This is a genomic window from Aeromonas sp. s3 (genome assembly GCF_040907805.1).
GTDB classification, from domain to species: Bacteria; Pseudomonadota; Gammaproteobacteria; order Enterobacterales; family Aeromonadaceae; genus Aeromonas; species Aeromonas dhakensis.
On sequence record NZ_JBFOCQ010000028.1, the window covers coordinates 341,789 to 366,907 of the forward strand.

The following is a 25,119-nucleotide window of genomic DNA, read 5'->3' on the forward strand; positions in this document are numbered from 1 at the left end:
GTTGAATGCGGGTCGGCGTTTTGTCAGGCCAGAAAGCAGACCGGCGCCTTTTCTGAGGTCCGTAAACAAAACCGGCCCTTGAACGGGCCGGTCTTCAGAGCGGGGAGGCTTAGATTTTGCCTACCAGATCCAGGGACGGGGCCAGGGTGGCGTCGCCTTCTTTCCACTTGGCCGGGCACACTTCACCCGGGTGAGCGGCAACGTACTGGGCAGCCTTGACCTTGCGCAGCAGCTCCAGGGCGTCACGGCCGATGCCGCCAGCGTTGATTTCAACGATCTGGATGATGCCCTGCGGGTCGATGACGAAGGTACCGCGGTCAGCCAGACCAGCTTCTTCGATCATCACGCCGAAGTTGCGGGTGATGGTGCCGGTGGGGTCGCCGATCATCGGGTACTGGATCTTCTGGATGGTGTCAGAAGTGTCGTGCCAGGCCTTGTGGGTGAAGTGGGTGTCGGTGGAGACGGCGTAGATCTCGACGCCCAGCTTCTGGAATTCGGCGTAGTTGTCAGCCAGGTCGCCCAGCTCGGTCGGGCAGACGAAGGTGAAATCAGCCGGGTAGAAGAACACCACGGACCACTTGCCTTTCAGGTCAGCGTCAGACACCTGAACGAATTTGCCATTGTGGTAGGCGGTGGCGTTGAACGGCTTGATTTCAGTGTTGATGTAGGTAGACATGTATTTGCTCCTTGGTGATGTACATGTGCCCGTCCGGTAGTGAAGAGTCGTGCCAGACGAGGCGTTTAACTTTCGATGGGTTCATCATAGGGGCTTTTCCTAATCGGTCAAAGCCGCAATTTTGAATCACTTAAATCGACTTATTAGATAAAACACCTCTGCTGTACCTAACATGAATATCGCCAGCATGCAGAGATAACTCATTGTCGAGATTCAACATCTGTGCGCGACCTCGGCTTTTCAAGGGGAGAGGGGAGAGGGCCGTCAAGTCGTGGCGCAGAGGGGCGTCGGGGGTGAGCGAACGGGCGGCGCGAGCGTGCCAGGTGAAGGGGAGGGGTAAAACGCGGATAAAAAAATCCCGGCGTCGTCGCAAGGACAAGGCCGGGTCATCAAACAAGGAATGGCTATATAAACAAAAGCTTTACAGCAAAGACTAACTACGGGGTGTGCAAACTTGCAGACAAATGAGAGGAAGAGGATGGGTGCACAATCCCTCGTCTCCCCCTCGGCAACTATTGCATGGGGGTTATGATAGTGTGATGCAGATCACAAAGCAAGATATTGGTGTAATTTTTCAGTCAAAATGAAAGTGTTTCACCATTTATGCCGATAATTCAGGCTGAAAACGCTTTTATTGTAATTTAATTACATTATACGCAGATCAAAAGTCATCAGATGGCTCCTGCTCTTCCATCAGCTCCAGCAGATTGATGGCCACGGCAATGAAGTCCGACTCTGTGACTATGCCTACCAGCTTGTGCCCTTTGAGTACCGGCAGGCAGCCATATTTGTGGCGCTGCAGATAGAGGGCCGCCTCCTTGATGCCGGCATGGGGATCCACGCTCGCCACCTGGCGGGTCATGATCTCGTCGAGCTGCACACTGTCGGTGAACTCCGCCTCCCGCTCCGGATTGATCAGCAGCAGCTTGGATTCGCGGGTGGCCAGGATATCGGAGAGGGTGACCAAGCCCAGCAGATGATGGTGGTCGTCAACGATGGGAATATGGCGGATCCGCTCCTGCTGCATCAGGTCCATCGCCTGTTTGACGCTGTTTTCCGGACCCAGGGTGAAGGGGTGTTCAGTCATGATCTCGGATAGGGTCATCATGGTGGGCCTCCTTGTGTATCTGCTTTCACCCTAGCCCAGCCCCCTTCGGCAAAACATGATCAGGGTCAATACAAAACCTTAAAGGTTTCTTAACTGGCCCTGCTTCACATAATTGCTCGCTATCCCTTGTCTCTCTTGGGTTTTTGGTCTTTTGGGTTGCCTTGCAAGAGGGGGATAACTAGACTAGCCGCCGATTCCCCCGAGGTGAAAGATGCAAGTATCCGATTTTCATTTTGATCTGCCAGACGAGCTGATTGCCCGCTATCCGATGGCGGAGCGTACCGCCAGTCGTCTGCTGCAGCTCGACGGTCAAACCGGCGCCCTGCGCCACGGTCAATTTGTCGATGTGCTGGACCAGCTCAACCCCGGCGATCTGCTGGTGTTCAACAATACCCGGGTCATCCCCGCACGTATGTTTGGCCAGAAAGCCAGCGGCGGCAAGCTGGAGGTGCTGGTGGAGCGGATGCTGGACGAGCACAGCGTGCTGGCGCACGTGCGCTCATCCAAGTCGCCCAAGCCAGGCACCCGCCTGATCCTGGATGCCGGTGCCGACGGCGTGCCCGTCGAGGCCGAGATGCGCGCCCGTCACGACGCCCTGTTCGAGATCCACTTCCTCGATCCGCGCCCGGTGCTGGAGATCCTGGAAGCCATCGGCCACATGCCGCTGCCCCCCTATATCGATCGTCCCGACGAGGATGCCGACAAGGAGCGCTACCAGACCGTCTACAACCAGAAGCCGGGCGCCGTGGCGGCGCCGACCGCCGGCCTGCACTTCGACGAGCCGCTGCTGGAGAAAATTCGTGCCAAGGGCGTGGAAACGGCCTTCGTCACCCTGCACGTGGGGGCGGGCACCTTCCAGCCGGTACGGGTGGACAAGATTGAAGATCACCACATGCACTCGGAATACGCCGAAGTGCCGCAGGAGGTGGTGGACGCCATCGCGGCGACCCGTGCCCGCGGCGGCCGGGTGATTGCGGTGGGGACCACCTCGGTACGTTCGCTCGAGAGCGCGGCCAAGGTGACCCTGGCCCAGGGCAAGCCGCTGGCGCCGTTTTTCAGCGACACCGACATCTTCATCTTCCCGGGTTACCAGTTCCAGGTGGTCGATGCCATGGTCACCAACTTCCATCTGCCCGAGTCGACCCTGATCATGCTGGTCAGCGCCTTTGCCGGCTATGACAACGTGATGGCCGCCTACCAGGCCGCCGTGGCCGAGCAGTATCGTTTCTTCAGCTACGGGGACGCCATGTTTGTCACCCGTCGCCGGGCAGCGGCGTAAGCGGCTGCCCTTCAGAAGCCGTTCAGGACCTGATCGTCAGGATCCCGGCCGGCTTCTTGTACCGGGCCGGTGCGGCCCTACTATTTGTCAGACTGTTTCTCTGACTGAAACCGAGGTAGCAATGAAATTTGAACTGAAAACCACCGACGGCCGTGCCCGTCGCGGTCAGCTGGTATTCGAGCGCGGCACCGTGCAGACCCCGGCCTTCATGCCGGTTGGCACCTACGGCACCGTCAAGGGGATGACCCCGGAAGAGGTACGTGAAACTGGCGCCCAGATCCTGCTTGGCAACACCTTCCACCTCTGGCTGCGCCCGGGGCAGGAAGTGATGCGCGCCCACGGCGATCTGCATGACTTCATGAACTGGCAGGGCCCGATCCTGACCGACTCCGGCGGTTTCCAGGTGTTCAGCCTGGGGCACATCCGCAAGATCACCGAGGCGGGGGTGCACTTCCGTCACCCCATCAACGGCGAGAAGATCTTCCTCGACCCCGAGAAGTCCATGGAGATCCAGTACGATCTGGGCTCCGACATCGTGATGATCTTCGACGAGTGCACGCCGTACCCGGCCACTTACGAAGAGGCGCGCAAGTCGATGGAGATGTCCCTGCGCTGGGGCAAGCGCTCCCGCGACAAGTTCGATGCGCTGGGCAACAAGAACGCCCTGTTCGGCATCATCCAGGGCTCCGTGTACGAAGATCTGCGGGATGTGTCGCTGGACGGTCTCTTGGAGATCGGTTTCGACGGCTACGCGGTCGGCGGTCTGGCGGTGGGTGAGCCCAAAGAGGACATGCATCGCATCCTCGAGCACGTCTGCCCAAAAATTCCGGCCGACAAGCCACGCTACCTGATGGGGGTGGGCAAGCCGGAAGATCTGGTGGAAGGGGTGCGCCGCGGCATCGACATGTTCGACTGCGTGATGCCGACCCGCAACGCCCGCAACGGTCACCTGTTCACCACCGACGGGGTGGTCAAGATCCGCAACGCCAAGTATCGCGAGGACACCAGCACCCTGGATGCGGACTGCGACTGCTACACCTGCAAGAACTACACCCGCAGTTATCTGTACCATCTGGACAAGTGCAACGAGATCCTCGGTGCCCGTCTGAACACCATTCACAACCTGCGTTATTACCAGCGTGTGATGCAGGGTTTGCGGGACGCGATCGAGCAGGGTAAATTAGACGACTTTGTAACTGAGTTTTACCGTCGGCAAGGGAAGCCCGTGCCTCCGTTAGCTGAAAATGACGTGAAATAACAACGATTTATAAGCTAGTTATCAAATTTACATCAATAAGAGGTTGTTAAATGAGCATTATCTCCAAGGCATATGCAGAAGGCGCGGCTCCGGCGGCACAGGGTGGTGGCATGGAAATGATCATCATGCTGGCCGTGTTCGGTCTCATCTTCTACTTCATGATCTATCGTCCCCAGGCCAAGCGTGCCAAGGATCACCGCAATCTGATGAGTTCCCTCTCCAAGGGTGACGAAGTGCTCACTTCCGGCGGCCTGGTCGGCAAGATCGCCAAGGTTTCCGCCGACAGCGAATACATTGTGCTGTCCCTGAACGATCAGACCCAGGTCACCATCAAGCGTGATTTCGTCTCTGCCGTTCTGCCCAAGGGTTCTATCCAGTCCCTCTAATCTCCCGAGGAGCACAGCGTGTTAAATCGCTATCCGCTGTGGAAATACCTGATGGTGATCGTGGTGATCGCCATCGGTTTTCTATATGCAGCCCCCAATCTTTACGGCGAAGACCCGGCCTTGCAGATCTCTGCCAGCCGGGGTGCCGAAGTCAAGCTTGATACCCTTGACCTGGTGAAAGCGACCCTCGACGAGGCGAAGATCCCGGTCAAGCATGCGGCGTTCGAACACGGCTTCATTCTGATTCGTTTCAAGAACACCGAAGAGCAGCTCAAGGCGCGCGATCTGGTCGCCAACAAGCTGGGTGACAACTTCATCACCGCGCTCAACCTGGCGCCTTCCACCCCTGCCTGGCTCGAAGCCATTGGTGCCAACCCGCTCAAGCTGGGTCTGGACCTGCGTGGCGGCGTGCACTTCCTGATGGAAGTGGACATGGCCGAAGCGCTGGCCAAGCAGCAGGAGCAGATGGTGCAGGATTTCCGCTCCGAGCTGCGTACCCAGAAGATCCGTTACTCCGGCGTGCGCCGGGTCGGTGATCAGGTACAGGTGGTCTTCCGCGACGAAGCCGACCAGAGCAAGGCGGTCTCCTTCCTGCGTCGTCAGAACCCGGATCTCACCTTTACCACCGAGCAGAAGGGGGACGAGTTCGTCCTGCTGGCCTCCTTAAGTGAAGCCAAGGTCAAGGAGGTGAAGAAGTACGCCCTCGAGCAGAACATCACCATCATCCGCAACCGGGTGAACGAACTGGGTGTCGCCGAGCCGCTGGTACAACAGCAGGGTGCCGAGCGCATCGTGGTGGAACTGCCTGGTATCCAGGACACCGCCCGTGCCAAGGAGATCCTGGGCGCGACCGCGACCCTGGAATTCCACATGGTCGATGAGACCGCCGACATCCAGGCTGCGGCCGACGGTCGCGTACCGCCGAGCTCCAAGGTCTACAACGATCGCAACGGTCGTCCGGTGGTGCTGCAAAAGCGCATCATCCTGACCGGTGACCACATCGTGGGTGCCCAGTCCGGTTTCGACGAATACAGCCGTCCCCAGGTCAACATCAAGCTCGATGGCCAGGGTGGCAACAAGATGGCCAACTTTACCAAGGACAACGTCGGTAAGGGCATGGCCACCGTATTCATCGAATACAAGCCGGTCGGTCAGCCGGGTCCGGACGGCAAGCGCAAGTTCCGCAAGCAGGAGGAGGTGATCAACGTCGCCACCATCCAGTCGCGCCTTGGCAGCCAGTTCCGCATCACCGGCATCGACAACGCCAACGAAGCCCACAACCTTGCGCTGCTGCTGCGTGCCGGTGCGCTGATCGCCCCGATCCAGATCGTGGAAGAGCGCACCATTGGCCCGAGCCTGGGTCAGCAGAACATCGACAGCGGTATGGAAGCCATCGGCTGGGCCATGCTGGTGATCGTGCTGTTCATGGGGATCTACTACCGTGCCTTCGGTTGGGTGGCCAACATTGCTCTCTCCATGAACCTGGTGCTGATCGTCGGCATCATGTCGATGATCCCGGGGGCCACCATGACCCTGCCGGGCATCGCCGGTATCGTGCTGACGCTGGGCATGGCGGTGGACGCCAACGTGCTGATCTACGAGCGCATTCGTGAAGAGATCCGCAACGGCCGCGGCGTGCAGCAGGCGATCCACCTGGGCTTTGATCGGGCATTCTCGACCATCGCCGACTCCAACATCACCTCGCTCATCACCTGTGTGATCCTGTTCGGTATCGGTACCGGCGCCATCAAGGGCTTCGCCCTGACGCTGGGGATTGGTCTGAGTGCGTCCATGTTTACCGCCATCACGGTATCCCGCGCCATCATCAACCTGGCCTGGGGTGGTCGGCGCCTCGACAAGCTGCCGATCTAAGGAAGAGACATGTTTCAGATTCTACATTTTGAAAAGCCCATCCCCTTCATGCGCTTTGCCAAGCCGGGTGTGGTCTTCTCTACCCTGCTGATGGTGATCTCCCTGTTCTTCCTGTTCGATCGGGGTCTGAACTGGGGTCTGGACTTTACCGGCGGCACCACCATCGAGGTGGGCTTCCAGCAGTCGGTGAGCCTGGAGAAGATGCATGAGGTGCTGGACGAGCAGAAGATTGAAGGGGCGACCCTGCAACACTTCGGCTCCAGCCGTGACGTGCTGGTGCGCCTGACCCCGAAAGAGGGGGTCAAGGTGGAGCAGCAGGGCAACGAGGTGCTGGCGGCCGCCAAGGTGATCGACCAAGATGCCGTGCTCAAGCGCGTGGAGTTCGTCGGCCCCTCCGTGGGTGACGAGCTGGCGACGGACGGTGCGCTGGCCATGCTGGCCTCCATCATCTGCATCATGATCTACGTGGCGGTACGCTTCGAGTGGCGTCTGGCCATGGGCGGCATCCTCTCCCTGGTGCACGACGTGGTGATCACCCTGGGCGTCTTCGCCTACTTCCAGTACGAGTTCGACCTGACCGTGCTGGCGGCCTTGATGACGCTCGTGGGTTACTCCCTGAACGACACCATAGTGGTGTTCGACCGCCTGCGGGAGAACTTTCGCAAGGTGCGCAAGGGGGATACCGAGTACATCCTGGATCTCTCCATGACCGAGACTCTGAGCCGGACCATCATCACCTCCGGCCTGACCTTCGTGGTGGTGCTGGCGCTGCTGCTCAAGGGCGGTCCGCTGATCCACGGTTTCTCGGTGGCCATGGTGATCGGTGTGGCGTTTGGTACCTACTCCTCCATCTATGTGGCGAGCTCGTTCGCCATGTTCTTCGGGGTCAAGCGGGAGCACATGCTGCCGACCCAGGTGGAAAAAGAGGGGGCGGATCAGCAAGAGATCCTGCCGTAAATGACAAGGGCGCCACGAGGCGCCCTTTCTCTTATCATCTGGGTGAGCCATTATGACGGTTTCACCCACGGCCATTGGCCAAGAGGCAAGGAGCAAGCCATGCAACACAATCCCCGTTTTCTGGCGCTGGTAGAGGCCATTCGCCCCCATGTGCAGGAAACCGACGTGCACCAGATCAAGCGCTGGCAGGAGGAGGGGCGTACCTTTCACCTGGTCGACGTGCGGGAAGAGAGCGAGTGGGCCAGGGGCCATCTGCCGGGCGCGACCTACCTCGGGCGCGGGGTGATCGAGCGGGATATCGAGACTCGTTATCCGGATCCCGACACCGAGCTCTACCTCTATTGTGGTGGCGGTTTTCGCTCCATTCTGGTGGCGGAGAACCTGCAGAAGATGGGCTACGGCCGGGTGGTCAGCGTGGATGGTGGCTTTCGGGGCTGGTGTGATGCCGGATACCCTGTCGAATCCTGATTTATTTGAGGGAGAGAGGCTCAGCCACATGACAAAGTGTCGGCTGACCTTTACCATATGCCGGGTCAAGCGTAAGCGTCGGAGTGTTCATTGAACGTCAGGAAAGGGATTGGATACCTCCTTGGTATCCTGTTGCTGCTCCCCATGTGGGGTTGCAGCAGTAGCAGTCAGGTTCAAACGCCTCAAGTTCCCAAGCCACAACCCGCTTCACTGGTATTGGCGACCCCCCTGCAGGTCTCTTACCAGAGCGAGTTGGCGTTGGCGCGACTCGGGCAGATGCTCAGTGAGATGGAATTGACCACCGAGCAACGGGCCGAACTGTTTTATGAGCGTGCTGTCGTGTTTGACCGGGTAGGCTTGCGCTCTCTGGCGCGGCTGGATTTCAACCGTGCCCTGCGGGAGAAGCCGGATTTCGCCGAAGCCTACAACTTCATCGGCGTCTATCTGGTGCAACAGCAGAATTATGACGAAGCCTACGAGGCATTTGATTCCGCCCTCGAGCTGGCTCCCGATTATGACTATGCCTATCTGAACCGTGGTATTGCGCTCTATTACGGCAATCGCCCCGAGCTGGCCGCGGCCGATATGAAGCGCTTCTACGAGGCGCAGCCGGAAGATCCCTACCGGGTGATCTGGCTCTATCTGGCCGAGCAGAAGCTCAATGCGCCGGCCGCCATGAGCCGGATGCGCGAGCGGCTCAACAAGTATGACGACGACGCCTGGAACTGGGATCTGGTGCGCCTCTATACCGGCGAGCTCAACGCTACCCAGTTGATGGGCAATGTGGTGAAAGGGGTGAAGGACAACCGGGAGCTCGCCGAGCGCCTGTGCGAGACCTACTTCTACCTTGGCAAGTTCGAGCTGGCCAGGGGCAACCGCAAGGAGGCCATCAGCTACTTCAAGCTGGCGCTGGCCAACAACGTGTATGACTTCATCGAGCACAGATATGCCCTGCTCGAGCTGGAGCTGATGGCGCGCAAACCCCTGCCGCCCGGCGCCCAGAGTGCTCAGGGCAAGAGCAGCAAGCAGGCATCCTGATCCTGCTGGTTGTCGCTGCTTTGAACGATATGGAAAAGGCCTCATAGCGAGGCCTTTTTGCTGTTTGGGTGTCAGGCTTTACGGTGCCATTGCATCGGCAAGTGACCACCGTGCCCGCCAGTAAGGGCGCAATCACTGCGCCAGCATCATGCCGGGGATCTGGCGCCAGTAGCCGTTGCAGTCCCGCTCTTGTTGCAGGGGCAGGGGGGCCAGGCCCCGTTCGTTGGCCTTGAAGCGCTCCAGCATCGTCAGAGTATCCAACCCCTCGGGGGAGAGCCGTACCACATCCACCAGCCCCTCCATGCCGGCCAGATCGTTGCCCAGGTTGTAGCAGTAACCGGACTGGGTCTGGATGCCGTTGAGGTTGAACACCTTCTGCCCCTCGCGGCTGCTGGCGAGCCGGCCGGTGGGGTAGTCGATGCAGGCCAGTTCACAGTTGTCCTTGGGCCGATCGAGGGAGCGGGCGGTGAAGCAGCGCGCCGAATAGGCGAGCGGCAGGTGGCCGTAGGCGAACACCTCCACCTCGAACTGCTGGCGGACGCGGCCGAGATCCTGATTGAGCTGCACCAGCCAGTCGCGCGACAGCTCCACCGGCATCACCCAGCGCTGCATCCCCTGTTTGAGCAGCATGCGCAGCACATCGGCGTTGTAGGCGTTGATGGCGGGGCCGCAGACGAACGGCAACCCGGCCTCACTGGCGAGCTGGACCGCGCCCAGATCGTTGGCCTCGATCATCAGCTCGCCGTTGTCGACCAGCCGCTTCACCTCCTTGAGTTCGGAAGGGGCGGAGATGAGCGCCAGGGTGGAGAGCACCGCCTGCTTGCCTGAGTCGGCCACCTGACGGGCGAGGGCAATCCAGTCATCCACTTTCAGTTCGCGGCGCTTGCTGCAGACGGTTTCCCCCAGATAGACGATGTCGGCCTGGCTTTGGGCGGCCGCCTGATAGAAGCCATGGGTGTCGGCCTTGGGCCAGTAGAAGAGCAGGGGGCCGAGAGAGAATTTCATGAACAGGGCTCCTTATTGCCACTGGCGATGATAGGCACCGAGGGTGGTCTGGCTCCCCTCGGAGACGCGGGCGAGCTGGGCATCCCACTCGGCCTTGACCCGATAGGCCTCTGGGTTGGCCTGATAGGCGTCGATGGCGGCGCGCCAGACCCGGGTCACCTGCTCCACGTAGGCGGGGCTGCGTTGGCGCCCCTCGATCTTGACCGACTGGATGCCGGTCTGGAACAGCTCGGGCAACAGGCCCAGGGTGTTGAGGCTGGTGGGCTCCTCCAGCGCGTGGTAGGTCTGACCGTCCACCTCGAAGCGCCCCTTGCACAGGGTCGGGTAGCCGGCGTTCTCCCCCGGGCCGTAACGGTCGATCAGCACCTCGTTGAGGCGAGACTCGAGGCCGCTTGGGGTCTCTTCCCAGCGCACGAACTTGGCCGGTGAACAGGCACCGACGGTGTTGGGGCTCTCGCCGGTCATGTAGGAGGAGAGGTAGCAGCGCCCCTCCGCCATGATGCAGAGGCTGCCGAAGGCGAAGACTTCGAGGCCGACGTCGGTCTCGCGGGCCAGCTGTTTCACCTGGTGCATGGAGAGCACGCGCGGTAGCACCACTCGTCCGACGTTGAAATGCTGCTGGTAGAAGCAGATGGCGGCGGCATTGGTGGCGCTGGCCTGCACCGAGAGGTGCAGCTCCAGATCCGGGTAGCGGCGGCTGGCATAATCGAGCACGGCGAGATCGGCGATGATCAGAGCATCGGCTCCCAGTGCGGCGCCCTTGTCCACCGCCTGCTGCCAGCGGGCATCGGAGCCCGGGTGGGCGAAGGTGTTGATGGCTATGTGCAGCTTGCGGCCATGTTGATGCACGTAGTCGACCGCTTTCTCCAGCTTGCTGTCGGTGAAGTTGAGCCCGGCGAAATGGCGGGCGTTGGTGTCATCCTTGAAGCCGATATAGACGGCATCGGCCCCGTTATCCACGGCTGTTTTCAGTGCCGGCAGACTGCCTGCCGGACAGAGTAATTCCATCGGTACGCTCCGAGAGGGCAAAAATGCAAAAAAGTGGCCCGATTGTATTCACCGGCGTCCTTCCACTTTTTGACCTGAGGCAGCTTTGTGTGGCTTTACCCTTCTTGAGGTAAGTGGGCACAAGTTTGATTTCCAACAGGATCATGGCGCCGACCCTGTGTTTGAATGCGTAAAAAACTGGGAGTTCATCGTGTTCAAACAACTGCAGCATCGCCTGGTCGAACAGGCCCCCCGCTTCTTGCGCCACCCTCTCAAGCTGGTGCCCTTTGCCCTGCAACAGCATCTGATGGAGCGCCTGCTGGCCAGCGTCTTCAAGGAGGCCATCGCCGATGGCGACTTTGCATTTCTGGCCGGCAAGTGGCTCAAGGTCGAGGTATCGGATCTCGAGCTGTGCTGGTTTATCAGTGAACAGGAGGGCAAGCTGGTGGTGGCCCGTCACTGTGAACAGGCCGATGTCTGCTTTAGCGGCAGCAGCAACGATCTCATCCTGATCGCCGGTCGCAAGGAAGACCCCGATTCCCTCTTCTTCCAGCGCAAGCTGAAGATTGAAGGCAATACCGAGCTGGGACTGGAGGTGAAAAACCTGATGGACAGCCTGGATCTGGACGGGTTGCCGAGCCTGGTGCGCTATCCGCTGATGGATCTCGCCACCTTTATCGAGCAGGCCAGGGCCAGCTCAGCGCAAGAGGCGCATTCTGCGCCGGCGGGTGGGGTGGCGTCTCAGCTGTGAGGCTAGCCCCTCGGCATGATGGCGATAGTGGTTGCGGGCCCACAGGCAGCGCAGGGCCCAGAGGCAGGGCAGCAGCGCCAGCAGGGCACCGGCGCCTTGCTGGCGTGACAGCAGCAGCCCCAGCACCAGCCAGAGGAAAGGTTGGGCCTCGTAGAACCACTCCGGCTGCAGCCAGACCTTGTTTGGGAAGATGACCAGATCGGTGCGCCGATAGCTGGAGCGCATCATCCAGCTGGCGGCCCCAGCGACAAACAGCAGGCCCCCCGCCAGCCAGAGCAGCGGGGAGTGGCTGAGTGCGATGATGCCGATGGCTGCCAGCAGATAGCAGGCCGGCAGCTTCTCATAAAGCCAGCGCGGGCACATGTGGTCTCCCCTCTTTCACCTTCCCATCCTCCAAGTTTAGCCCGCCCTTGTGCCCGCCTCATGCCGCTTTGTTCTACAAACCGGCGCGATAGTTGTGAAATGGAGCGCCATTTACGGTGCCAAAATAGCGATTGGCTATGTTACAATTGCGCGCCATTTTTGACTGAAGATTGACTGGGCATGTTGGATCAGATTCGTATCGTGTTGGTAAACACCTCTCACACCGGCAACATGGGGTCTGCGGCACGCGCCATGAAGACCATGGGCTTGAGTCAGATGGTGCTGGTTGATCCGCAAGCCCTGCCCGATGGCAATGCCAATGCATTGGCTGCCGGTGCCAGCGACATCCTGGCCAATGCCCGTGTCGTGGCGACGCTGGATGAAGCCATCGCCGATTGCGGCCTGGTGATCGGTACCAGTGCCCGTTCCCGCACCCTGAGCTGGCCCATGCTGGATCCCCGCGAAGCGGGCGAGAAGTTGGTGGCTGAAGGTATGCAGCATCCGGTGGCGCTGGTGTTTGGCCGTGAACGTACCGGCCTCACCAACGACGAGCTGCAAAAGTGCCACTACCACGTGGCCATCCCGGCCAATCCCGAGTACAGCTCCCTCAATCTGGCCATGGCGGTGCAGACCCTCTGTTATGAGGTGCGCATGCACTGGCTGCAGCAGCAAGAGCAAGCAGGCGACAGCGGGATGGCAGTGGAGTATCCCAGTGCCGATCAACTGGAAGGTTTTTATCAGCATCTGGAACAGACGCTGCTCAAGACCGGTTTCATCACCGATGACCACCCGGGGCAGGTGATGAACAAGTTGCGTCGACTGTTCAACCGGGCGCGTCCGGAGGCGGTGGAGCTCAACATTCTGCGCGGCATTCTGACCTCGGTACAAAAACCCAGGCCGCAGGATTAAACCCGACTGAATTACTCAACCATATACTTGACTGTTTTAGTCGGGTATGTGACCATATGCCCATATTGATTGGTTCGCAAGATGGTAAGGCATATGAGACTGACCTCAAAAGGACGTTACGCTGTGACTGCCATGCTCGACGTGGCGTTGCATGCAGAGCAGGGGCCCGTGCCCCTGGCTGATATTTCAGAGCGCCAGGGCATCTCCTTGTCCTATCTGGAGCAACTGTTTGCCCGCCTGCGCAAGCATGGCCTGGTAAGCAGCGTGCGTGGCCCCGGTGGCGGCTATCGCCTCGGTCTGGCCCCGAATGCCATCTCGGTCGGTCAGGTGATCACTGCGGTGGATGAATCGGTGGATGCCACCAAGTGCCTCGGCAAGGGCGGCTGCCACGGCGGCACCCAGTGTCTTACTCACTCCTTGTGGCGTGACCTGAGCGAGCGGATCTCCAGCTTCCTGGGGGATATCACCCTGGCCGAGCTGGTTGATCAGGCGGATGTGCGCCGCATTGCCGGCAAGCAAGACGAACAGATGAAAACCGTGTTGTCCCTGGTTGATCGGGCAGAACGCGGCGATGTGAGCTTGAAAGTCCAACTATAAACAAACGTGCTTTCCACAGCCGGTCGATGTATGACCCAGGCTGTAACGGAGAAAAACATGAAACTGCCTATTTACCTTGATTATTCGGCAACCTGTCCGGTGGACCCGCGTGTCGCAGAAAAAATGATGCAGTGTCTCACCATGGATGGCCTGTTCGGCAATCCAGCTTCCCGTTCCCACCGTTTCGGCTGGCAAGCCGAAGAGGCGGTCGACCTGGCCCGTAATCAAGTGGCAGAGCTGATCGGTGCCGACCCGCGCGAGATCGTCTTCACCTCCGGCGCCACCGAGTCCAACAACCTGGCCATCAAGGGCGTCGCCCACTTCTACGCCGGCAAGGGCAAGCACATCGTTACCTCCAAGACCGAGCACAAGGCGGTACTGGATACCTGCCGCCAGCTGGAGCGCGAAGGCTATGAGGTGACCTACCTCGAGCCGATGCCCAACGGCCTGTTTACTCTGGAGCAGATCGAAGGCGCCCTGCGCGATGACACCATCCTGGTCAGCATCATGCACGTCAACAACGAGATCGGCGTGGTGCAGAACATCGCCGCCATCGGCGAGCTGTGTCGCTCCCGCAAGATCCTGCTGCACGTGGATGCAGTACAGAGCGTGGGTAAAATTCCGGTGGACGTGGAAGCGCTCAAGGTTGACCTACTCTCCATATCCGCCCACAAGGTATATGGCCCGAAAGGCATTGGTGCTCTCTACGTGCGCCGCAAGCCCCGTGTGCGCCTGGAAGCCCAGATGCACGGTGGTGGCCACGAGCGCGGCATGCGTTCCGGCACCCTGCCGACCCACCAGATCGTCGGCATGGGCGAAGCTTTCCGTATTGCCAAGGAAGAGATGGCGAGCGAGGGTGAGCGCATCATGGCACTGCGTCAGCGTCTGTGGGACGGCATCAAGGATATCGAAGAGGTCTACATCAACGGTGACCTGGAACAGCGCGTGCCGGGCAACCTCAACGTCAGCTTCGCCTATGTGGAAGGGGAATCCCTGATCATGGCGCTCAAGGATCTGGCGGTCTCTTCCGGTTCTGCCTGTACCTCGGCCAGCCTGGAGCCTTCCTACGTGCTGCGCGCCCTGGGCCTGAACGACGAGCTGGCGCACAGCTCCATCCGTTTCAGCATGGGTCGCTTCACCACCGAAGAAGAGATTGATTACGCAATCAAGCTTATCCGTGACTCCATCGGTCGTCTGCGCGAGATGTCTCCCCTGTGGGAGATGTACAAGGACGGCGTCGATCTGAACACGGTCGAATGGGCTCATCACTGATCCTTGCCAAGAGAGCAAGTATTTGGTGAACAACGGAATTAGCAGGAGTTAGATATGGCTTACAGTGAAAAAGTAATCGACCACTACGAGAACCCCCGTAACGTAGGTGGCTTCGACAAGAACGATCCCAGCATCGCTACCGGCATGGTCGGTGCACCGGCCTGTGGTGACGTGATGAAGCTGCAGCTGAAGATCAGCGACGACGGTATCATCGAAGATGCCAAGTTCAAGACCTATGGTTGTGGCTCCGCCATCGCCTCCAGCTCCCTGGTGACCGAGTGGGTCAAGGGCAAGACCCTGGACGAAGCCGCCGGCATCAAGAACACCGACATCGCCGAAGAGCTGGCGCTGCCGCCGGTGAAGATCCACTGCTCCATTCTGGCCGAGGATGCCATCAAGGCCGCCATCGCCGATTACAAGCAGAAGAAAGGTCTCTAAGGTCAGGAGCGCAGTATGGCCATTACCATGACAGATGCCGCAGCGGCACGGGTTTCCTCTTTTCTGGCCAACCGGGGCAAGGGCATCGGCCTGCGCCTCGGCGTCAAGACCACCGGCTGTTCCGGTCTTGCCTACGTGCTCGAATTTGTCGACGAGCTGGCGGATGAAGATCAGGTATTCGAGCAGGACGGCGTCAAGATCATCGTCGATGCCAAGAGCCTGATACACCTGGATGGTACCCAGCTGGACTTCGTCAAGGAGGGCCTCAACGAGGGCTTCCAGTTCAACAACCCCAACGCCAAGGGCGAGTGTGGTTGCGGCGAAAGCTTCAGTGTCTGAGATGTTTGCTACACCTGATTGCGCATGTGTTGAACCGGCCGGCCACGGCCAGTTCAACCACGCCGTCCCGTTTGCCGAGGGCGAGCAGGACGGCGGTCGCATCAGGGTCTAAGAGGTCTGCATGAATCATTTCGAGCTGTTTGGGCTGGTGGAAGGCTTCGAGCTCGATACCCGTCAGTTGGCGGATACCTACCGTCAGTTGCAAACCCAGTTCCATCCCGATCGTTTTGCCACGGCTCCCGAGCGGGAACAGCTGGCCGCGGTGCAACGTGCCGCCCAGATCAACGATGCCTTCACTACCCTCAAGGCGCCCCTGCGCCGAGCCGAGTACCTGCTCTCCCTGCGTGGTACCGATATCCGCGGCGAGCAACAGACGCTGCAAGATCCCGCTTTCCTGATGCAGCAACTGGAGTGGCGCGAGCGGCTGGCCGATCTGAAAGGCGAAGCCGACCCTGAGCGGACCATCAAGGATTTTCGCCAGGAGATCAGGCATGATCACCAGTTGTTGATGCAGCAGCTGACCCAGGCCCTCACCACAGGCGAGGATCCGCGAGCGGCTGATTGTGTTCGCAAACTCAAGTTTGTCGACAAGCTCCTCGAGGAGCTGGAACGATTCGAAGACTCCCTGTTCGAGTCTTGATCCTTTAACGCTGGAAGTTTGATTACCCATGGCATTACTGCAAATCGCCGAGCCCGGCCAGAGCGCCGCACCTCATCAGCACAAGCGTGCCGTCGGCATCGACCTTGGCACCACCAACTCGCTGGTCGCCGCCGTGCGCAGCGGTCAGGCCGACACCCTCTGTGACGAGCAGGGGCGTGATCTACTGCCCTCCGTCGTGCATTACCAGGCCGACACCATCCGGGTCGGCTTCGATGCCAAGCGCGAGGCCGCCCTCGATCCCCACAACACCATCGTCTCGGCCAAGCGGATGATGGGCAAGGCGCTGGCCGACATCGATACCCGCCAGCAGCCCTACGAGTTCGTGGCGGCCGACAACGGCATGCCGCAGCTGCAGACCCGTCAGGGGTTGGTCAACCCGGTGCAGGTCTCGGCTGAGATCCTGAAAAAACTGGCCGAGCGGGGCGCCGCCGCCCTGGGTGGCGATCTCGACGGTGTGGTGATCACAGTGCCCGCCTATTTCGACGACGCCCAGCGCCAGGGCACCAAGGATGCGGCCAGACTGGCCGGTCTGCACGTGCTGCGCCTGCTCAATGAACCGACCGCCGCCGCCATCGCCTATGGCCTCGACTCCGGTCAGGAAGGGGTGATCGCCGTCTACGACCTGGGTGGCGGTACCTTCGACATCTCCATTCTGCGTCTGCATCGCGGGGTGTTTGAGGTGATGGCCACCGGCGGCGACTCGGCCCTCGGTGGCGATGATTTCGATCACCTGCTGGCGGACTGGCTGAAAGAGCAAGCTGGGTTGTCCGGTCAGCTCGATGCCCGTACCCAGCGCGAGCTGCTGGACGCCGCCGCCGCCGTCAAGCATGGTCTCACCGATGCCGATACCGTTGCCTGCGCCTTTGCCGGTTGGCAGGGCTCTGTCACCCGCAGCCAGTTTGACCAGCTGATCCAGCCACTGGTCAAACGCACCCTGCTGGCCTGTCGCCGCGCCCTGCGCGATGCGGGTCTCGAACAGGAAGAGGTGCTGGAAGTGGTGATGGTCGGTGGCTCGACCCGGGTGCCGCTGGTGCGCGAGCTGGTGGGGGAGTTCTTCCAGCGCACGCCACTGACCAGTATCGACCCCGACAAGGTGGTGGCCATCGGTGCCGCCATCCAGGCCGACATCCTGGTGGGCAACAAGCCCGATGCCGAGATGCTGCTGCTGGACGTCATTCCGCTCTCTCTGGGCCTTGAGACCATGGGCGGCCTCGCCGAGAAGGTGATCCCGCGCAACACCACCATTCCGGTGGCCCGCGCTCAGGAGTTCACCACCTTCAAGGACGGCCAGACTGCGATGGCGATCCACGTGGTGCAGGGGGAGCGCGAGCTGGTGGCCGATTGCCGATCCTTGGCCCGCTTCACCCTGACCGGCATTCCACCCATGGCGGCGGGGGCGGCCCACATTCGCGTCACCTTCCAGGTGGATGCGGACGGTCTGCTGTCGGTCAGCGCCATGGAGAAATCCTCCGGCGTGCAGGCCGAGATCCAGGTCAAGCCCTCCTACGGGCTGGGGGAAGACGACATCCTCAACATGCTGAGCGCCTCCATCGCCAATGCCCAGCAGGACATGGACGCCCGCATGCTGGCGGAGCAGCAGGTCGAGGCCGACCGGGTGGTCGAGAGCCTCAACGCCGCGCTGGCCGCCGATGGCGAAGCGCTGTTGAGCGCCGCCGAGCGGGCCGAGCTGGATGCTGCGATCAATCATCTGCTGACCATGCGCAGCACGGGTACCACCAACCAGATCAAAGAGGCCATCGAGGCGGCGGACGCTGCCAGTGGTGAATTTGCAGCCCGCCGGATGGATGCCTCCATCCGCAAGGTGCTGACCGGACAAAACGTCAACAAGGTGTAATATGCCAAAACTGATTATTCTGCCCCATCCCGAGCTCTGTCCGGACGGCGCGGCCCTCGAAGGCGCGACCGGTGAAACCATTCTGGACATCGCGCTGCGCAACGGCATCGAGATCGAGCACGCCTGCGAGAAGTCCTGCGCCTGCACCACCTGCCACTGTGTGGTGCGGGAAGGGTTCGACTCCCTCGAGCCGAGCGACGAGCTGGAAGACGACATGCTGGACAAGGCGTGGGGACTGGAGCCGGAATCCCGTCTCAGCTGCCAGGCCAGACTGGCGGATGAGGATCTGGTGGTGGAACTGCCCAAGTACACCCTGAATCTGGCGTCTGAGCGCCACTGATGACCCCTTAATTACACATGAGTGAATTGCGCGTGCAGCATCTCGTGGTGCAGTAATGATATGGTGAAGGCCGTGACCCTTGAGGGCGCGGCCTTTTTTGTGCCCGCGATCTCCCTATTCGTTGATGAAAGTGCCAATAAAAAGGAAGCAAGAGAACATGGCTGACATGATGAACGTACGGTTGTCTTCCCAGGTTGCTGCCGCCCACTGGGGCGAGGGTGCCCTGCTCAGTTTCAACGGCGACGAAGCCCATCTCCATCTGGGCAGCGGCGGCCAGGAGAAGGAGGCGCTGCGCGCCATCCAGCGCGGGGCCAGACGCCTCGAGTCGAGCGGCATCAAGCGCGTCAAGCTGGTGGGTGAGGGCTGGGATCGGGAGCGTCGCTACGCCTTCGCCCAGGGCTTCTATGCCGCCAAGGGTGTGCGCGAGCTCGACTTTGGTGAGCAGTCAGCACAGGAGGCCCGTGAGCTGGAAGCCCTGCTCAAAGCGGCTCGCTGGGTGCGCGAGGTGACCAACGGCTGCCCGCAGGAGATCTATCCCATGAGCCTGGCGGAGTCCGCCCTGTTGCTCATTCGCAGCCTCGCCGGTGACAAGGTGACTGCCCGCATTACCGCCGGGGAGGCGCTGCAGGAGGCCGGTCACATCGGGATCTGGTCGGTGGGCCGTGGCAGCGAGCGCGAGCCGGTGCTGCTCGAGCTCGACTACAACCCGACCGGGGATGCCAACGCTCCCGTGCTGGCAGCGCTGGTGGGCAAGGGGATCACCTTCGATTCCGGTGGCTACTCCATGAAGTCCTCCGACAACATGCTGCCGATGAAATCCGACATGGGTGGCGCCGCCATGGTGACCGGCGCGCTGGCGCTGGCCATCAGCCGTGGCCTCGACAAACGGGTCAAGCTGATCCTCTGCTGCGCCGAGAACCTGGTCTCCGGCCACGCCTTCAAGCTCGGCGACATCCTCACCTATCGCAACGGCATCTCGGTCGAGATCCAGAACACCGACGCGGAAGGCCGTCTGGTGCTGGCCGATGGCCTGCTGGCCGCCAGCGAAAGCGGGGCAGCCTACATCCTCGACGCCGCTACCCTGACCGGCGCCGCCAAGACTGCGCTGGGTCGCGACTACAACGCCGTGTTTGCCCTCGATGAGGCCGAACAGGCGCGCGCGCTGGCGGCCGCCAAAGCCGAAAACGAGCAGGCCTGGGCGCTGCCGCTGGAGCCATGGCACGCGGGCCAGCTCACCTCTGCCTTTGCCGAGCTGGGCAACGTGGCATCCGCCGAAGGCACCGCTGGTGCCACCACGGCAGCCGCCTTCCTGTCGCGCTTCGTGCGTGACGAAGGCAAGGGCTGGGTACACCTGGACTTGGCCGCCTCCTATCAAAAATCGGGCAACGATCTGTGGGCGACCGGTGCCAAGGGCCACGGTCTGCGTACCATCGCTCGCTGGTTGCAGGAGGTGAGTGAATGAGAGTCTGGCTGAATCAAGCATTTGGTGAAGGCTTTGGACAATCGGCGAACAGCGCCACGGCCTGCGTATTATCTGTCACCCGCTGGTTGCAGGAGGTGGGCGCATGAACGTCTGGTTGAGCCGAGAGTTTGCACCGGCCGAGTGGGGGGAGGGGGCTCTGCTCTCTCACCGCGCCGATGGCATGGTGATCCATCTGGTAACCGCCACCCCCTTGCTGGACATCCAGCAGGCGGCGCGACGCCTGTGCAGCCAGGGGATCCAGCAGGTGGTGCTGGCCGGTCACTGGGAGCGTGAGCAGCAATGGGCCTTTGCCCAGGGGCTGCAGACACCCAAGGCGGAAGTGGCGCTGCAGTGGGCCACCTCGTCCGAGGAGGACAGGGAGGAGCTGGAGGCGCGCTGGCTGTGCGGGCGCTGGGTGCGAGAGATGACCAATGCCACCCCCGAGCAGCTGGGGCCGCTGGAGCTGGCGGTCGAAGCTGCCGCCTTCCTCACCGAGCTGGCCCCCGACAAGATCAGCCATCGCATCCTCAAGGGGGAGGCGCTGCAACAGGCGGGCTGGGTCGGTCTCTACCAGGTCGGTCGTGGCAGCGAGCGCGAGCCCGTGCTGCTGGAGTTGGACTTCAATCCAGGCCGGGATCCCAAGGCCCCGGTGGCCGCGGCCCTGGTGGGCAAGGGGATCACCTTTGACTCCGGCGGCTACTCCATGAAGACCTCCCAGGGCATGCTGACCATGAAGCACGACATGGGCGGCGCCGCCATCGTCACCGGCGCGCTGGCGCTGGCCATCCTGCGCGGCCTCGACAAGCGGGTGAAGCTCATCCTCTGCTGCGCCGAGAACCTGGTCTCGGGTCACGCCTACAAGCTGGGTGACATCCTCACCTACAAAAACGGCACCACGGTGGAGATAGTCAACACCGACGCCGAGGGGCGCCTGGTGCTGGCCGACGGTCTGCAACTGGCCGGCGAATCCGGCGCGCCGCTGGTCATCGACGCCGCCACTCTGACCGGGGCGGCTGTGATGGCGCTGGGTGGACGCTACAACGCGCTGTTTGGCCTCGACAAGGGGCTGGTGAGCCGCGCCATGGCCTATGCGGATGCGGAGCAAGAGCCTGCCTGGCCATTGCCGTTGGAGCCCTGGCACAGCCAGCAGTGTCCGTCCCACTATGCTGACACCGCCAACAGCCGCCCCGTGCCGGGCGGTGGCCCGGGCGGCGCCTCCAATGCGGCCGGATTCCTCTCCCGCTTCGTGGGCAACGAAGGGCGAGGCTGGTTGCACGTGGATCTCGCTGCCTGCTTCAGCGACAACGGCGACAATCTGTGGGCACCGGGGGCCAATACCCTGGGAATGCGCACCATCGCCCACACCCTGCTGGCGGAAACCCGCTGAGAGGACCACATCAAGGGCACCTGCGGGTGCCCTTTCCCATATTGCAGAAGATGGGCAATAGCCAATGTTTCAGGGGGTTAGCATGGTGATCGTGCGCAAGCGCACATTTTTTCCTGCCGGCCTGGGCCAAGATGAGTGGTGATGTTGTTTTAGGGATGGAATTGTTTAATAAAAAGTTGCTTTTCTGTGTGTTATTTCGGTTTTTGTTTACGTATAATCGCCGCCGAACATGGATTCTAACAATAAATCTCTGTAGTTAAGGAAAGATCTCAATGGCCATCGAACGTACCTTCTCCATCATCAAGCCGGACGCCGTCAGCAAGAACCTGATCGGTGCCATCTACAACCGTTTCGAGAGCGCTGGCCTGAAAGTCATCGCCGCCAAGATGCTGCACATGAGCAGCGAACAAGCCGCCGGTTTCTACGCCGAGCACCAGGGCAAGCCTTTCTATGATGGTCTGGTCAGCTTCATGACCTCCGGCCCCGTCATGATCCAGGTGCTGGAAGGCGAAGAAGCCATCCGTCGTCACCGTGAAATCATGGGCGCCACCAACCCGAAAGAGGCCCTGGCCGGCACCCTGCGCGCCTGCTACGCCGAGAGCATCGATCGCAACGCCGTGCACGGCTCCGATGCGCCGGCCTCTGCCGCTCGTGAAATCGCCTACTTCTTCTCTGACGCCGAGATCTGCCCGCGCGGTTGATTTTCGTCAGCAGAATCTCAAGGGAGCCTCGGCTCCCTTTTGTTTTTTGGTCATTCGGTCAATATCCCCTTATTCTCCAGGTGGAAAGCCGGACCCATAATTTGTACAATGCCGCCCCCTGACGTAGGTCAGCCGATAATTTATGAAGTGTGTGAGCTGAGGCCCTTGATGAGCGAAACAAAAACCAACCTGCTGGATCTCGATCGGGATGCCATGCGTGCCTTCTTCGTCGAACTGGGCGAGAAGCCGTTCCGGGCAGATCAGGTAATGAAGTGGATTTATCACTTTGGTTGTGATGATTTCGATCAGATGAACAACGTCAACAAGGTGCTGCGCGAGCGTCTCAAGGAGATCGCCGAGATCCGGGCGCCGGAAGTGAGCCGCGAACAGCGCTCCTCCGACGGTACCATCAAGTGGGCGCTGCAGGTTGGCGGCCAGGAGGTGGAGACCGTCTACATCCCCGAGGACGATCGGGCGACCCTGTGTGTCTCTTCCCAGGTGGGCTGCGCCCTGGAGTGCAAGTTCTGCTCCACCGCCCAGCAGGGCTTCAACCGCAACCTGAAAGTCTCCGAGATCATCGGTCAGGTGTGGCGCGCCGCCAAGATCGTCGGCGGCAAGCGTCCCATCACCAACGTGGTGATGATGGGCATGGGCGAGCCGCTGCTCAACCTCGCCAACGTGGTGCCGGCCATGCGCCTGATGATGGATGACTACGGCTACGGCATCTCCAAGCGCCGGGTCACCATCTCCACCTCCGGCGTGGTGCCAGCACTGGACATGCTGGGCGACCAGATCGACGTGGCGCTGGCCATCTCCCTGCACGCTCCCAACGACAAACTGCGCTCCGAGATCATGCCGATCAACGACAAGTACAACATCGAAGCCTTCCTGGCCGGTGTGCGTCGCTACCTCGGCAAGTCCAACGCCAACGGCGGCCGGGTCACGGTGGAGTATGTGCTGCTCGATCACATCAATGACGACATGCAGCATGCCCACGAACTGGCCAAGGTGCTCAAGGACACCCCGAGCAAGATCAACCTGATCCCGTTCAACCCCTTCCCGGGCAACCCTTACGGCAAGCCGAGCAACAGTCGCATCGACCGTTTCTCCAAGGTACTGATGGAGTACGGCTTCACCGTCATCGTCCGCAAGACCCGTGGTGACGACATCGATGCCGCCTGCGGTCAGCTGGTGGGGGAGGTGATCGATCGCACCAAGCGCACCATGAAAAATCGGATGCAACAGGATGGGATTTCCGTCAAAATGGTTTAACTTGCTAAGCCATTGTATAGTCAGGGAATGGATACACGTACATTGATCGTAGTGGCAGCGCTCTGTGCGCTGCCAGGCTGTGTTACCGAGACCACTTACGCTGGCCAGAATTCCACCCAGCGTGAGGTCGGTCCCGACCTCAAGGCGGCAGCCCAGACCCGTCTGGATTTGGGCATCCAGTATCTGCAGCAGGGCAACGCCGAGCAGGCCAAGTTCAACCTTGATCGCGCCCTCCAGTACGATGCCGCCAATCCTCAGGTTTACATCGGTTTTGCCTACTTCTACCAGCAGGTGCAAGATTACAAGGCAGCCGAAGCCAGTTACCAGAAAGCCCTTGCCGTGGATCCGTCCAATGCTGACGCGATGAACAACTATGGCGCCTTCCTTTGCAATCGCGGTCGTTTCGACGAGGCGGAGAAAGCCTTCCTGCAGGCCGTCAGCCAGCCGAACTACATCAAGATCGCCGATACCTATGAAAACGCGGCACTTTGCGCCGCGCAAAATCGCAGAAATGATAAAGCAAGCGAGTACTATCGCTTGGCCTTGGGGTATAATCCCCGCAATCCAAGGTTATTGCTGGACATGGCGGAGCTTTCCATGAAAGATGGCAAGCTGCCTGATGTGCAGGCCTATCTCGCCCGTTTTGCCGATGTATCGGACGAGAACGAGAACAGTCTCTGGTTGAGATTGCGGCTGGCGCAGGCCATGGACAAACCGGCACTACTTCACCAATTCGGGACTGAGCTGGTAAGGCAATATCCCACTTCGCAACAAGCCAAGCGTTACTTAGCCAATGACTACTGAACAGCCACACGATTTCCAAGACGACTCCCAGGCAGTTGGCCCAGGCCAGCTGCTGCGCAACGCCCGTGAACAGCTCGGCTGGACGCGAGAACAGGTTGCGTCCCGCATTCACCTTCGTCTGACCCTGATTGCCGCGATCGAATCGGATACGTATGACAAACATACCTCCCATACCTTCATCCGCGGCTATCTGCGTACCTATGCCAAGCTGGTCGGTATTCCGGAAGAGACCATCCTCGCCGCTTATGACAAGCTGGGCCTGACGCCGCCCGACAACATCGACATGCAGAGCTTCTCCCGCCGCTCCCGTCAGCAGGCCAACGACAGCCGCCTCAAGGTTGTCACCTGGCTGGTGATCCTGGTGCTGATCGCCCTCTCCGTCGTCTGGTGGTGGCAGAGCACGGCGCGTCGCTCCGCCGGTGACGAGGCCCTGGCCGCGACCGAAATGGGCGCAGCCCGCAACACCAATACTCCGAGCGCCACTCCGGCCGTCGATGTTGCCGAGCCGGTACTGGCTCCTGCCGCTTCCGCCGCCGCAGACGCTGCCGTAGCCCCCGTGGTGAGCGATGCCGCTGCAACCACTCTGCCGGCGGATGCCAGCAGCGCCGTGGCGACCACCACTGCCGAGACATCTGCCGCTGCCGCCACGCAACCGGCTGACGACACTGCCGCGAGCGAGCCTGCCAAGGTGCCCCAGCTCAAGATGAGCTTCACCGCCGACTGCTGGCTGGACGTCAAGGATGCCAATGGCAAGACCCTGTTCAGCGGCCTCAAGAAGGCCAATGACGAACTGGTACTGGAAGGACCCGAGCCGCTCAAATTCATCATTGGTGCGCCCATGGCCATCAATATCGAATACAAGGGCAAGTCCATCGACATGAGCCGTTACAACAACGGCCGGACTGCTCGCCTCTCACTGCCGCAGGAGTAATCT

At 60.7% G+C, this 25,119-nt stretch carries 27 protein-coding genes; 22 read left to right on the forward strand and 5 right to left on the reverse strand.

Annotated features, from left to right (window positions below; all coding sequences use genetic code 11):
- Positions 1 to 109 precede the first annotated feature (109 nt).
- Together ahpC and AB5Y98_RS16615 are read right to left on the reverse strand one after the other, a co-directional pair.
- Positions 110 to 676 carry an alkyl hydroperoxide reductase subunit C gene (ahpC, locus tag AB5Y98_RS16610; protein WP_005299724.1) on the reverse strand — a complete coding sequence of 189 codons (567 nt, stop codon included), beginning with the start codon at positions 674 to 676 and terminating at the stop codon, positions 110 to 112.
- 661 nt (positions 677 to 1,337) lie between these two features.
- Positions 1,338 to 1,784 carry a CBS domain-containing protein gene (locus AB5Y98_RS16615; protein ID WP_017765922.1) on the reverse strand — a complete coding sequence of 149 codons (447 nt, stop codon included), beginning with the start codon at positions 1,782 to 1,784 and terminating at the stop codon, positions 1,338 to 1,340.
- Positions 1,785 to 1,995: 211 nt separating this feature from the next.
- Here AB5Y98_RS16615 and queA point away from each other — a divergent pair, with 211 nt between their 5' ends.
- The 7 genes from queA (at position 1,996) to nlpI (ending at position 9,042) form a co-directional block, all read left to right on the forward strand.
- Entirely contained in the window at positions 1,996 to 3,063 is a 1,068-nt protein-coding gene (gene queA / locus AB5Y98_RS16620; protein WP_368232296.1) for a tRNA preQ1(34) S-adenosylmethionine ribosyltransferase-isomerase QueA, read from the forward strand.
- Between the two features lie 121 nt (positions 3,064 to 3,184).
- Positions 3,185 to 4,321: a tRNA guanosine(34) transglycosylase Tgt gene (gene tgt / locus AB5Y98_RS16625; RefSeq protein WP_010634306.1), complete on the forward strand. Its 1,137-nt coding sequence runs from the start codon at positions 3,185 to 3,187 to the stop codon at positions 4,319 to 4,321.
- 50 nt (positions 4,322 to 4,371) lie between these two features.
- A complete protein-coding gene (yajC, locus tag AB5Y98_RS16630; protein ID WP_005299732.1) occupies positions 4,372 to 4,707 on the forward strand; it encodes a preprotein translocase subunit YajC in 336 nt (111 codons plus the stop codon).
- 18 nt (positions 4,708 to 4,725) lie between these two features.
- Positions 4,726 to 6,579: a protein translocase subunit SecD gene (secD, locus tag AB5Y98_RS16635; RefSeq protein ID WP_005299734.1), complete on the forward strand. Its 1,854-nt coding sequence runs from the start codon at positions 4,726 to 4,728 to the stop codon at positions 6,577 to 6,579.
- A 9-nt stretch (positions 6,580 to 6,588) separates the two neighbouring features.
- Complete coding sequence (secF, locus tag AB5Y98_RS16640; protein WP_010634305.1) at positions 6,589 to 7,536, forward strand: protein translocase subunit SecF; 948 nt, start codon at positions 6,589 to 6,591, stop codon at positions 7,534 to 7,536.
- A gap of 99 nt (positions 7,537 to 7,635) precedes the next feature.
- Positions 7,636 to 8,004: a rhodanese-like domain-containing protein gene (locus AB5Y98_RS16645; RefSeq protein WP_017765920.1), complete on the forward strand. Its 369-nt coding sequence runs from the start codon at positions 7,636 to 7,638 to the stop codon at positions 8,002 to 8,004.
- A gap of 132 nt (positions 8,005 to 8,136) precedes the next feature.
- On the forward strand, positions 8,137 to 9,042 hold the full coding sequence (gene nlpI, locus AB5Y98_RS16650) for a lipoprotein NlpI (protein ID WP_017765919.1): 906 nt from the start codon (positions 8,137 to 8,139) through the stop codon (positions 9,040 to 9,042).
- 132 nt (positions 9,043 to 9,174) lie between these two features.
- Here the strand turns inward: nlpI and AB5Y98_RS16655 are convergent, their stop codons facing one another.
- Positions 9,175 to 10,047, reverse strand: coding sequence for a U32 family peptidase (locus AB5Y98_RS16655; RefSeq protein WP_368232297.1), 873 nt, complete (start codon positions 10,045 to 10,047; stop codon positions 9,175 to 9,177).
- Between the two features lie 12 nt (positions 10,048 to 10,059).
- Positions 10,060 to 11,055 carry a peptidase U32 family protein gene (locus tag AB5Y98_RS16660; RefSeq protein ID WP_368232298.1) on the reverse strand — a complete coding sequence of 332 codons (996 nt, stop codon included), beginning with the start codon at positions 11,053 to 11,055 and terminating at the stop codon, positions 10,060 to 10,062.
- 190 nt (positions 11,056 to 11,245) lie between these two features.
- On the opposite strand from AB5Y98_RS16660, the gene AB5Y98_RS16665 reads away from it, so the two are divergent.
- Entirely contained in the window at positions 11,246 to 11,785 is a 540-nt protein-coding gene (locus tag AB5Y98_RS16665; protein ID WP_025201837.1) for an SCP2 domain-containing protein, read from the forward strand.
- Here AB5Y98_RS16665 and AB5Y98_RS16670 read toward each other — a convergent pair.
- A complete protein-coding gene (locus tag AB5Y98_RS16670; RefSeq protein WP_017787219.1) occupies positions 11,732 to 12,148 on the reverse strand; it encodes a hypothetical protein in 417 nt (138 codons plus the stop codon). The two genes, AB5Y98_RS16665 and AB5Y98_RS16670, sit on opposite strands and share 54 nt — an antisense overlap.
- A 180-nt stretch (positions 12,149 to 12,328) precedes the next feature.
- On the opposite strand from AB5Y98_RS16670, the gene trmJ reads away from it, so the two are divergent.
- The 14 genes from trmJ (at position 12,329) to rodZ (ending at position 25,116) form a co-directional block, all read left to right on the forward strand.
- A complete protein-coding gene (gene trmJ / locus AB5Y98_RS16675) occupies positions 12,329 to 13,057 on the forward strand; it encodes a tRNA (cytosine(32)/uridine(32)-2'-O)-methyltransferase TrmJ (protein WP_017765915.1) in 729 nt (242 codons plus the stop codon).
- Between the two features lie 93 nt (positions 13,058 to 13,150).
- Entirely contained in the window at positions 13,151 to 13,654 is a 504-nt protein-coding gene (iscR, locus tag AB5Y98_RS16680; RefSeq protein WP_011705634.1) for a Fe-S cluster assembly transcriptional regulator IscR, read from the forward strand.
- Between the two features lie 57 nt (positions 13,655 to 13,711).
- Positions 13,712 to 14,926 (forward strand): IscS subfamily cysteine desulfurase, encoded by a 1,215-nt coding sequence (locus tag AB5Y98_RS16685; protein WP_368232299.1) that lies wholly within the window; start codon positions 13,712 to 13,714, stop codon positions 14,924 to 14,926.
- Positions 14,927 to 14,980: 54 nt separating this feature from the next.
- Positions 14,981 to 15,364, forward strand: coding sequence for a Fe-S cluster assembly scaffold IscU (gene iscU, locus AB5Y98_RS16690; RefSeq protein WP_005299770.1), 384 nt, complete (start codon positions 14,981 to 14,983; stop codon positions 15,362 to 15,364).
- Between the two features lie 15 nt (positions 15,365 to 15,379).
- On the forward strand, positions 15,380 to 15,703 hold the full coding sequence (iscA, locus tag AB5Y98_RS16695; protein WP_005299772.1) for an iron-sulfur cluster assembly protein IscA: 324 nt from the start codon (positions 15,380 to 15,382) through the stop codon (positions 15,701 to 15,703).
- Positions 15,704 to 15,824: 121 nt separating this feature from the next.
- Complete coding sequence (gene hscB, locus AB5Y98_RS16700) at positions 15,825 to 16,343, forward strand: co-chaperone HscB (RefSeq protein WP_368232300.1); 519 nt, start codon at positions 15,825 to 15,827, stop codon at positions 16,341 to 16,343.
- A gap of 28 nt (positions 16,344 to 16,371) precedes the next feature.
- Positions 16,372 to 18,219, forward strand: a complete 1,848-nt coding sequence (gene hscA / locus AB5Y98_RS16705; RefSeq protein ID WP_368232301.1) for a Fe-S protein assembly chaperone HscA — start codon at positions 16,372 to 16,374, stop codon at positions 18,217 to 18,219.
- 1 nt (position 18,220) lies between these two features.
- Positions 18,221 to 18,559 carry an ISC system 2Fe-2S type ferredoxin gene (gene fdx / locus AB5Y98_RS16710; protein ID WP_005299781.1) on the forward strand — a complete coding sequence of 113 codons (339 nt, stop codon included), beginning with the start codon at positions 18,221 to 18,223 and terminating at the stop codon, positions 18,557 to 18,559.
- A 157-nt stretch (positions 18,560 to 18,716) separates the two neighbouring features.
- Entirely contained in the window at positions 18,717 to 20,021 is a 1,305-nt protein-coding gene (gene pepB, locus AB5Y98_RS16715; RefSeq protein ID WP_368232302.1) for an aminopeptidase PepB, read from the forward strand.
- Between the two features lie 103 nt (positions 20,022 to 20,124).
- Positions 20,125 to 21,408, forward strand: a complete 1,284-nt coding sequence (gene pepB / locus AB5Y98_RS16720; RefSeq protein WP_065018563.1) for an aminopeptidase PepB — start codon at positions 20,125 to 20,127, stop codon at positions 21,406 to 21,408.
- Positions 21,409 to 21,680: 272 nt separating this feature from the next.
- Positions 21,681 to 22,109, forward strand: coding sequence for a nucleoside-diphosphate kinase (gene ndk, locus AB5Y98_RS16725; RefSeq protein WP_005299787.1), 429 nt, complete (start codon positions 21,681 to 21,683; stop codon positions 22,107 to 22,109).
- Between the two features lie 168 nt (positions 22,110 to 22,277).
- The gene (locus tag AB5Y98_RS16730; RefSeq protein WP_005299790.1) at positions 22,278 to 23,381 is read left to right on the forward strand and encodes a bifunctional tRNA (adenosine(37)-C2)-methyltransferase TrmG/ribosomal RNA large subunit methyltransferase RlmN; all 1,104 of its coding nucleotides are present in this window, start codon (positions 22,278 to 22,280) and stop codon (positions 23,379 to 23,381) included.
- Between the two features lie 12 nt (positions 23,382 to 23,393).
- Positions 23,394 to 24,185 (forward strand): PilW family type IVa pilus biogenesis/stability lipoprotein TapF, encoded by a 792-nt coding sequence (gene tapF, locus AB5Y98_RS16735; RefSeq protein ID WP_017765910.1) that lies wholly within the window; start codon positions 23,394 to 23,396, stop codon positions 24,183 to 24,185.
- Positions 24,175 to 25,116 carry a cytoskeleton protein RodZ gene (rodZ, locus tag AB5Y98_RS16740; RefSeq protein ID WP_201892094.1) on the forward strand — a complete coding sequence of 314 codons (942 nt, stop codon included), beginning with the start codon at positions 24,175 to 24,177 and terminating at the stop codon, positions 25,114 to 25,116. The genes tapF and rodZ overlap by 11 nt, the downstream gene beginning before the upstream one ends.
- The last annotated feature ends 3 nt before the right edge of the window (positions 25,117 to 25,119 follow it).

Coding starts and splice junctions, on each gene's coding strand:
- AB5Y98_RS16655 (WP_368232297.1), bottom strand. CDS start 10,047: ATGAAATTCTCTCTCGGCCCCCTGCTCTTCTACTGGCCCAAGGCCGAC.
- queA (WP_368232296.1), top strand. CDS start 1,996: ATGCAAGTATCCGATTTTCATTTTGATCTGCCAGACGAGCTGATTGCC.
- yajC (WP_005299732.1), top strand. CDS start 4,372: ATGAGCATTATCTCCAAGGCATATGCAGAAGGCGCGGCTCCGGCGGCA.
- hscA (WP_368232301.1), top strand. CDS start 16,372: ATGGCATTACTGCAAATCGCCGAGCCCGGCCAGAGCGCCGCACCTCAT.
- pepB (WP_368232302.1), top strand. CDS start 18,717: ATGGCTGACATGATGAACGTACGGTTGTCTTCCCAGGTTGCTGCCGCC.
- iscA (WP_005299772.1), top strand. CDS start 15,380: ATGGCCATTACCATGACAGATGCCGCAGCGGCACGGGTTTCCTCTTTT.
- tgt (WP_010634306.1), top strand. CDS start 3,185: ATGAAATTTGAACTGAAAACCACCGACGGCCGTGCCCGTCGCGGTCAG.
- secF (WP_010634305.1), top strand. CDS start 6,589: ATGTTTCAGATTCTACATTTTGAAAAGCCCATCCCCTTCATGCGCTTT.
- iscU (WP_005299770.1), top strand. CDS start 14,981: ATGGCTTACAGTGAAAAAGTAATCGACCACTACGAGAACCCCCGTAAC.
- AB5Y98_RS16660 (WP_368232298.1), bottom strand. CDS start 11,055: ATGGAATTACTCTGTCCGGCAGGCAGTCTGCCGGCACTGAAAACAGCC.
- fdx (WP_005299781.1), top strand. CDS start 18,221: ATGCCAAAACTGATTATTCTGCCCCATCCCGAGCTCTGTCCGGACGGC.
- hscB (WP_368232300.1), top strand. CDS start 15,825: ATGAATCATTTCGAGCTGTTTGGGCTGGTGGAAGGCTTCGAGCTCGAT.
- ahpC (WP_005299724.1), bottom strand. CDS start 676: ATGTCTACCTACATCAACACTGAAATCAAGCCGTTCAACGCCACCGCC.
- AB5Y98_RS16615 (WP_017765922.1), bottom strand. CDS start 1,784: ATGATGACCCTATCCGAGATCATGACTGAACACCCCTTCACCCTGGGT.
- AB5Y98_RS16730 (WP_005299790.1), top strand. CDS start 22,278: ATGAGCGAAACAAAAACCAACCTGCTGGATCTCGATCGGGATGCCATG.
- AB5Y98_RS16685 (WP_368232299.1), top strand. CDS start 13,712: ATGAAACTGCCTATTTACCTTGATTATTCGGCAACCTGTCCGGTGGAC.
- iscR (WP_011705634.1), top strand. CDS start 13,151: ATGAGACTGACCTCAAAAGGACGTTACGCTGTGACTGCCATGCTCGAC.
- ndk (WP_005299787.1), top strand. CDS start 21,681: ATGGCCATCGAACGTACCTTCTCCATCATCAAGCCGGACGCCGTCAGC.
- AB5Y98_RS16645 (WP_017765920.1), top strand. CDS start 7,636: ATGCAACACAATCCCCGTTTTCTGGCGCTGGTAGAGGCCATTCGCCCC.
- AB5Y98_RS16670 (WP_017787219.1), bottom strand. CDS start 12,148: ATGTGCCCGCGCTGGCTTTATGAGAAGCTGCCGGCCTGCTATCTGCTG.
- trmJ (WP_017765915.1), top strand. CDS start 12,329: ATGTTGGATCAGATTCGTATCGTGTTGGTAAACACCTCTCACACCGGC.
- pepB (WP_065018563.1), top strand. CDS start 20,125: ATGAACGTCTGGTTGAGCCGAGAGTTTGCACCGGCCGAGTGGGGGGAG.
- rodZ (WP_201892094.1), top strand. CDS start 24,175: ATGACTACTGAACAGCCACACGATTTCCAAGACGACTCCCAGGCAGTT.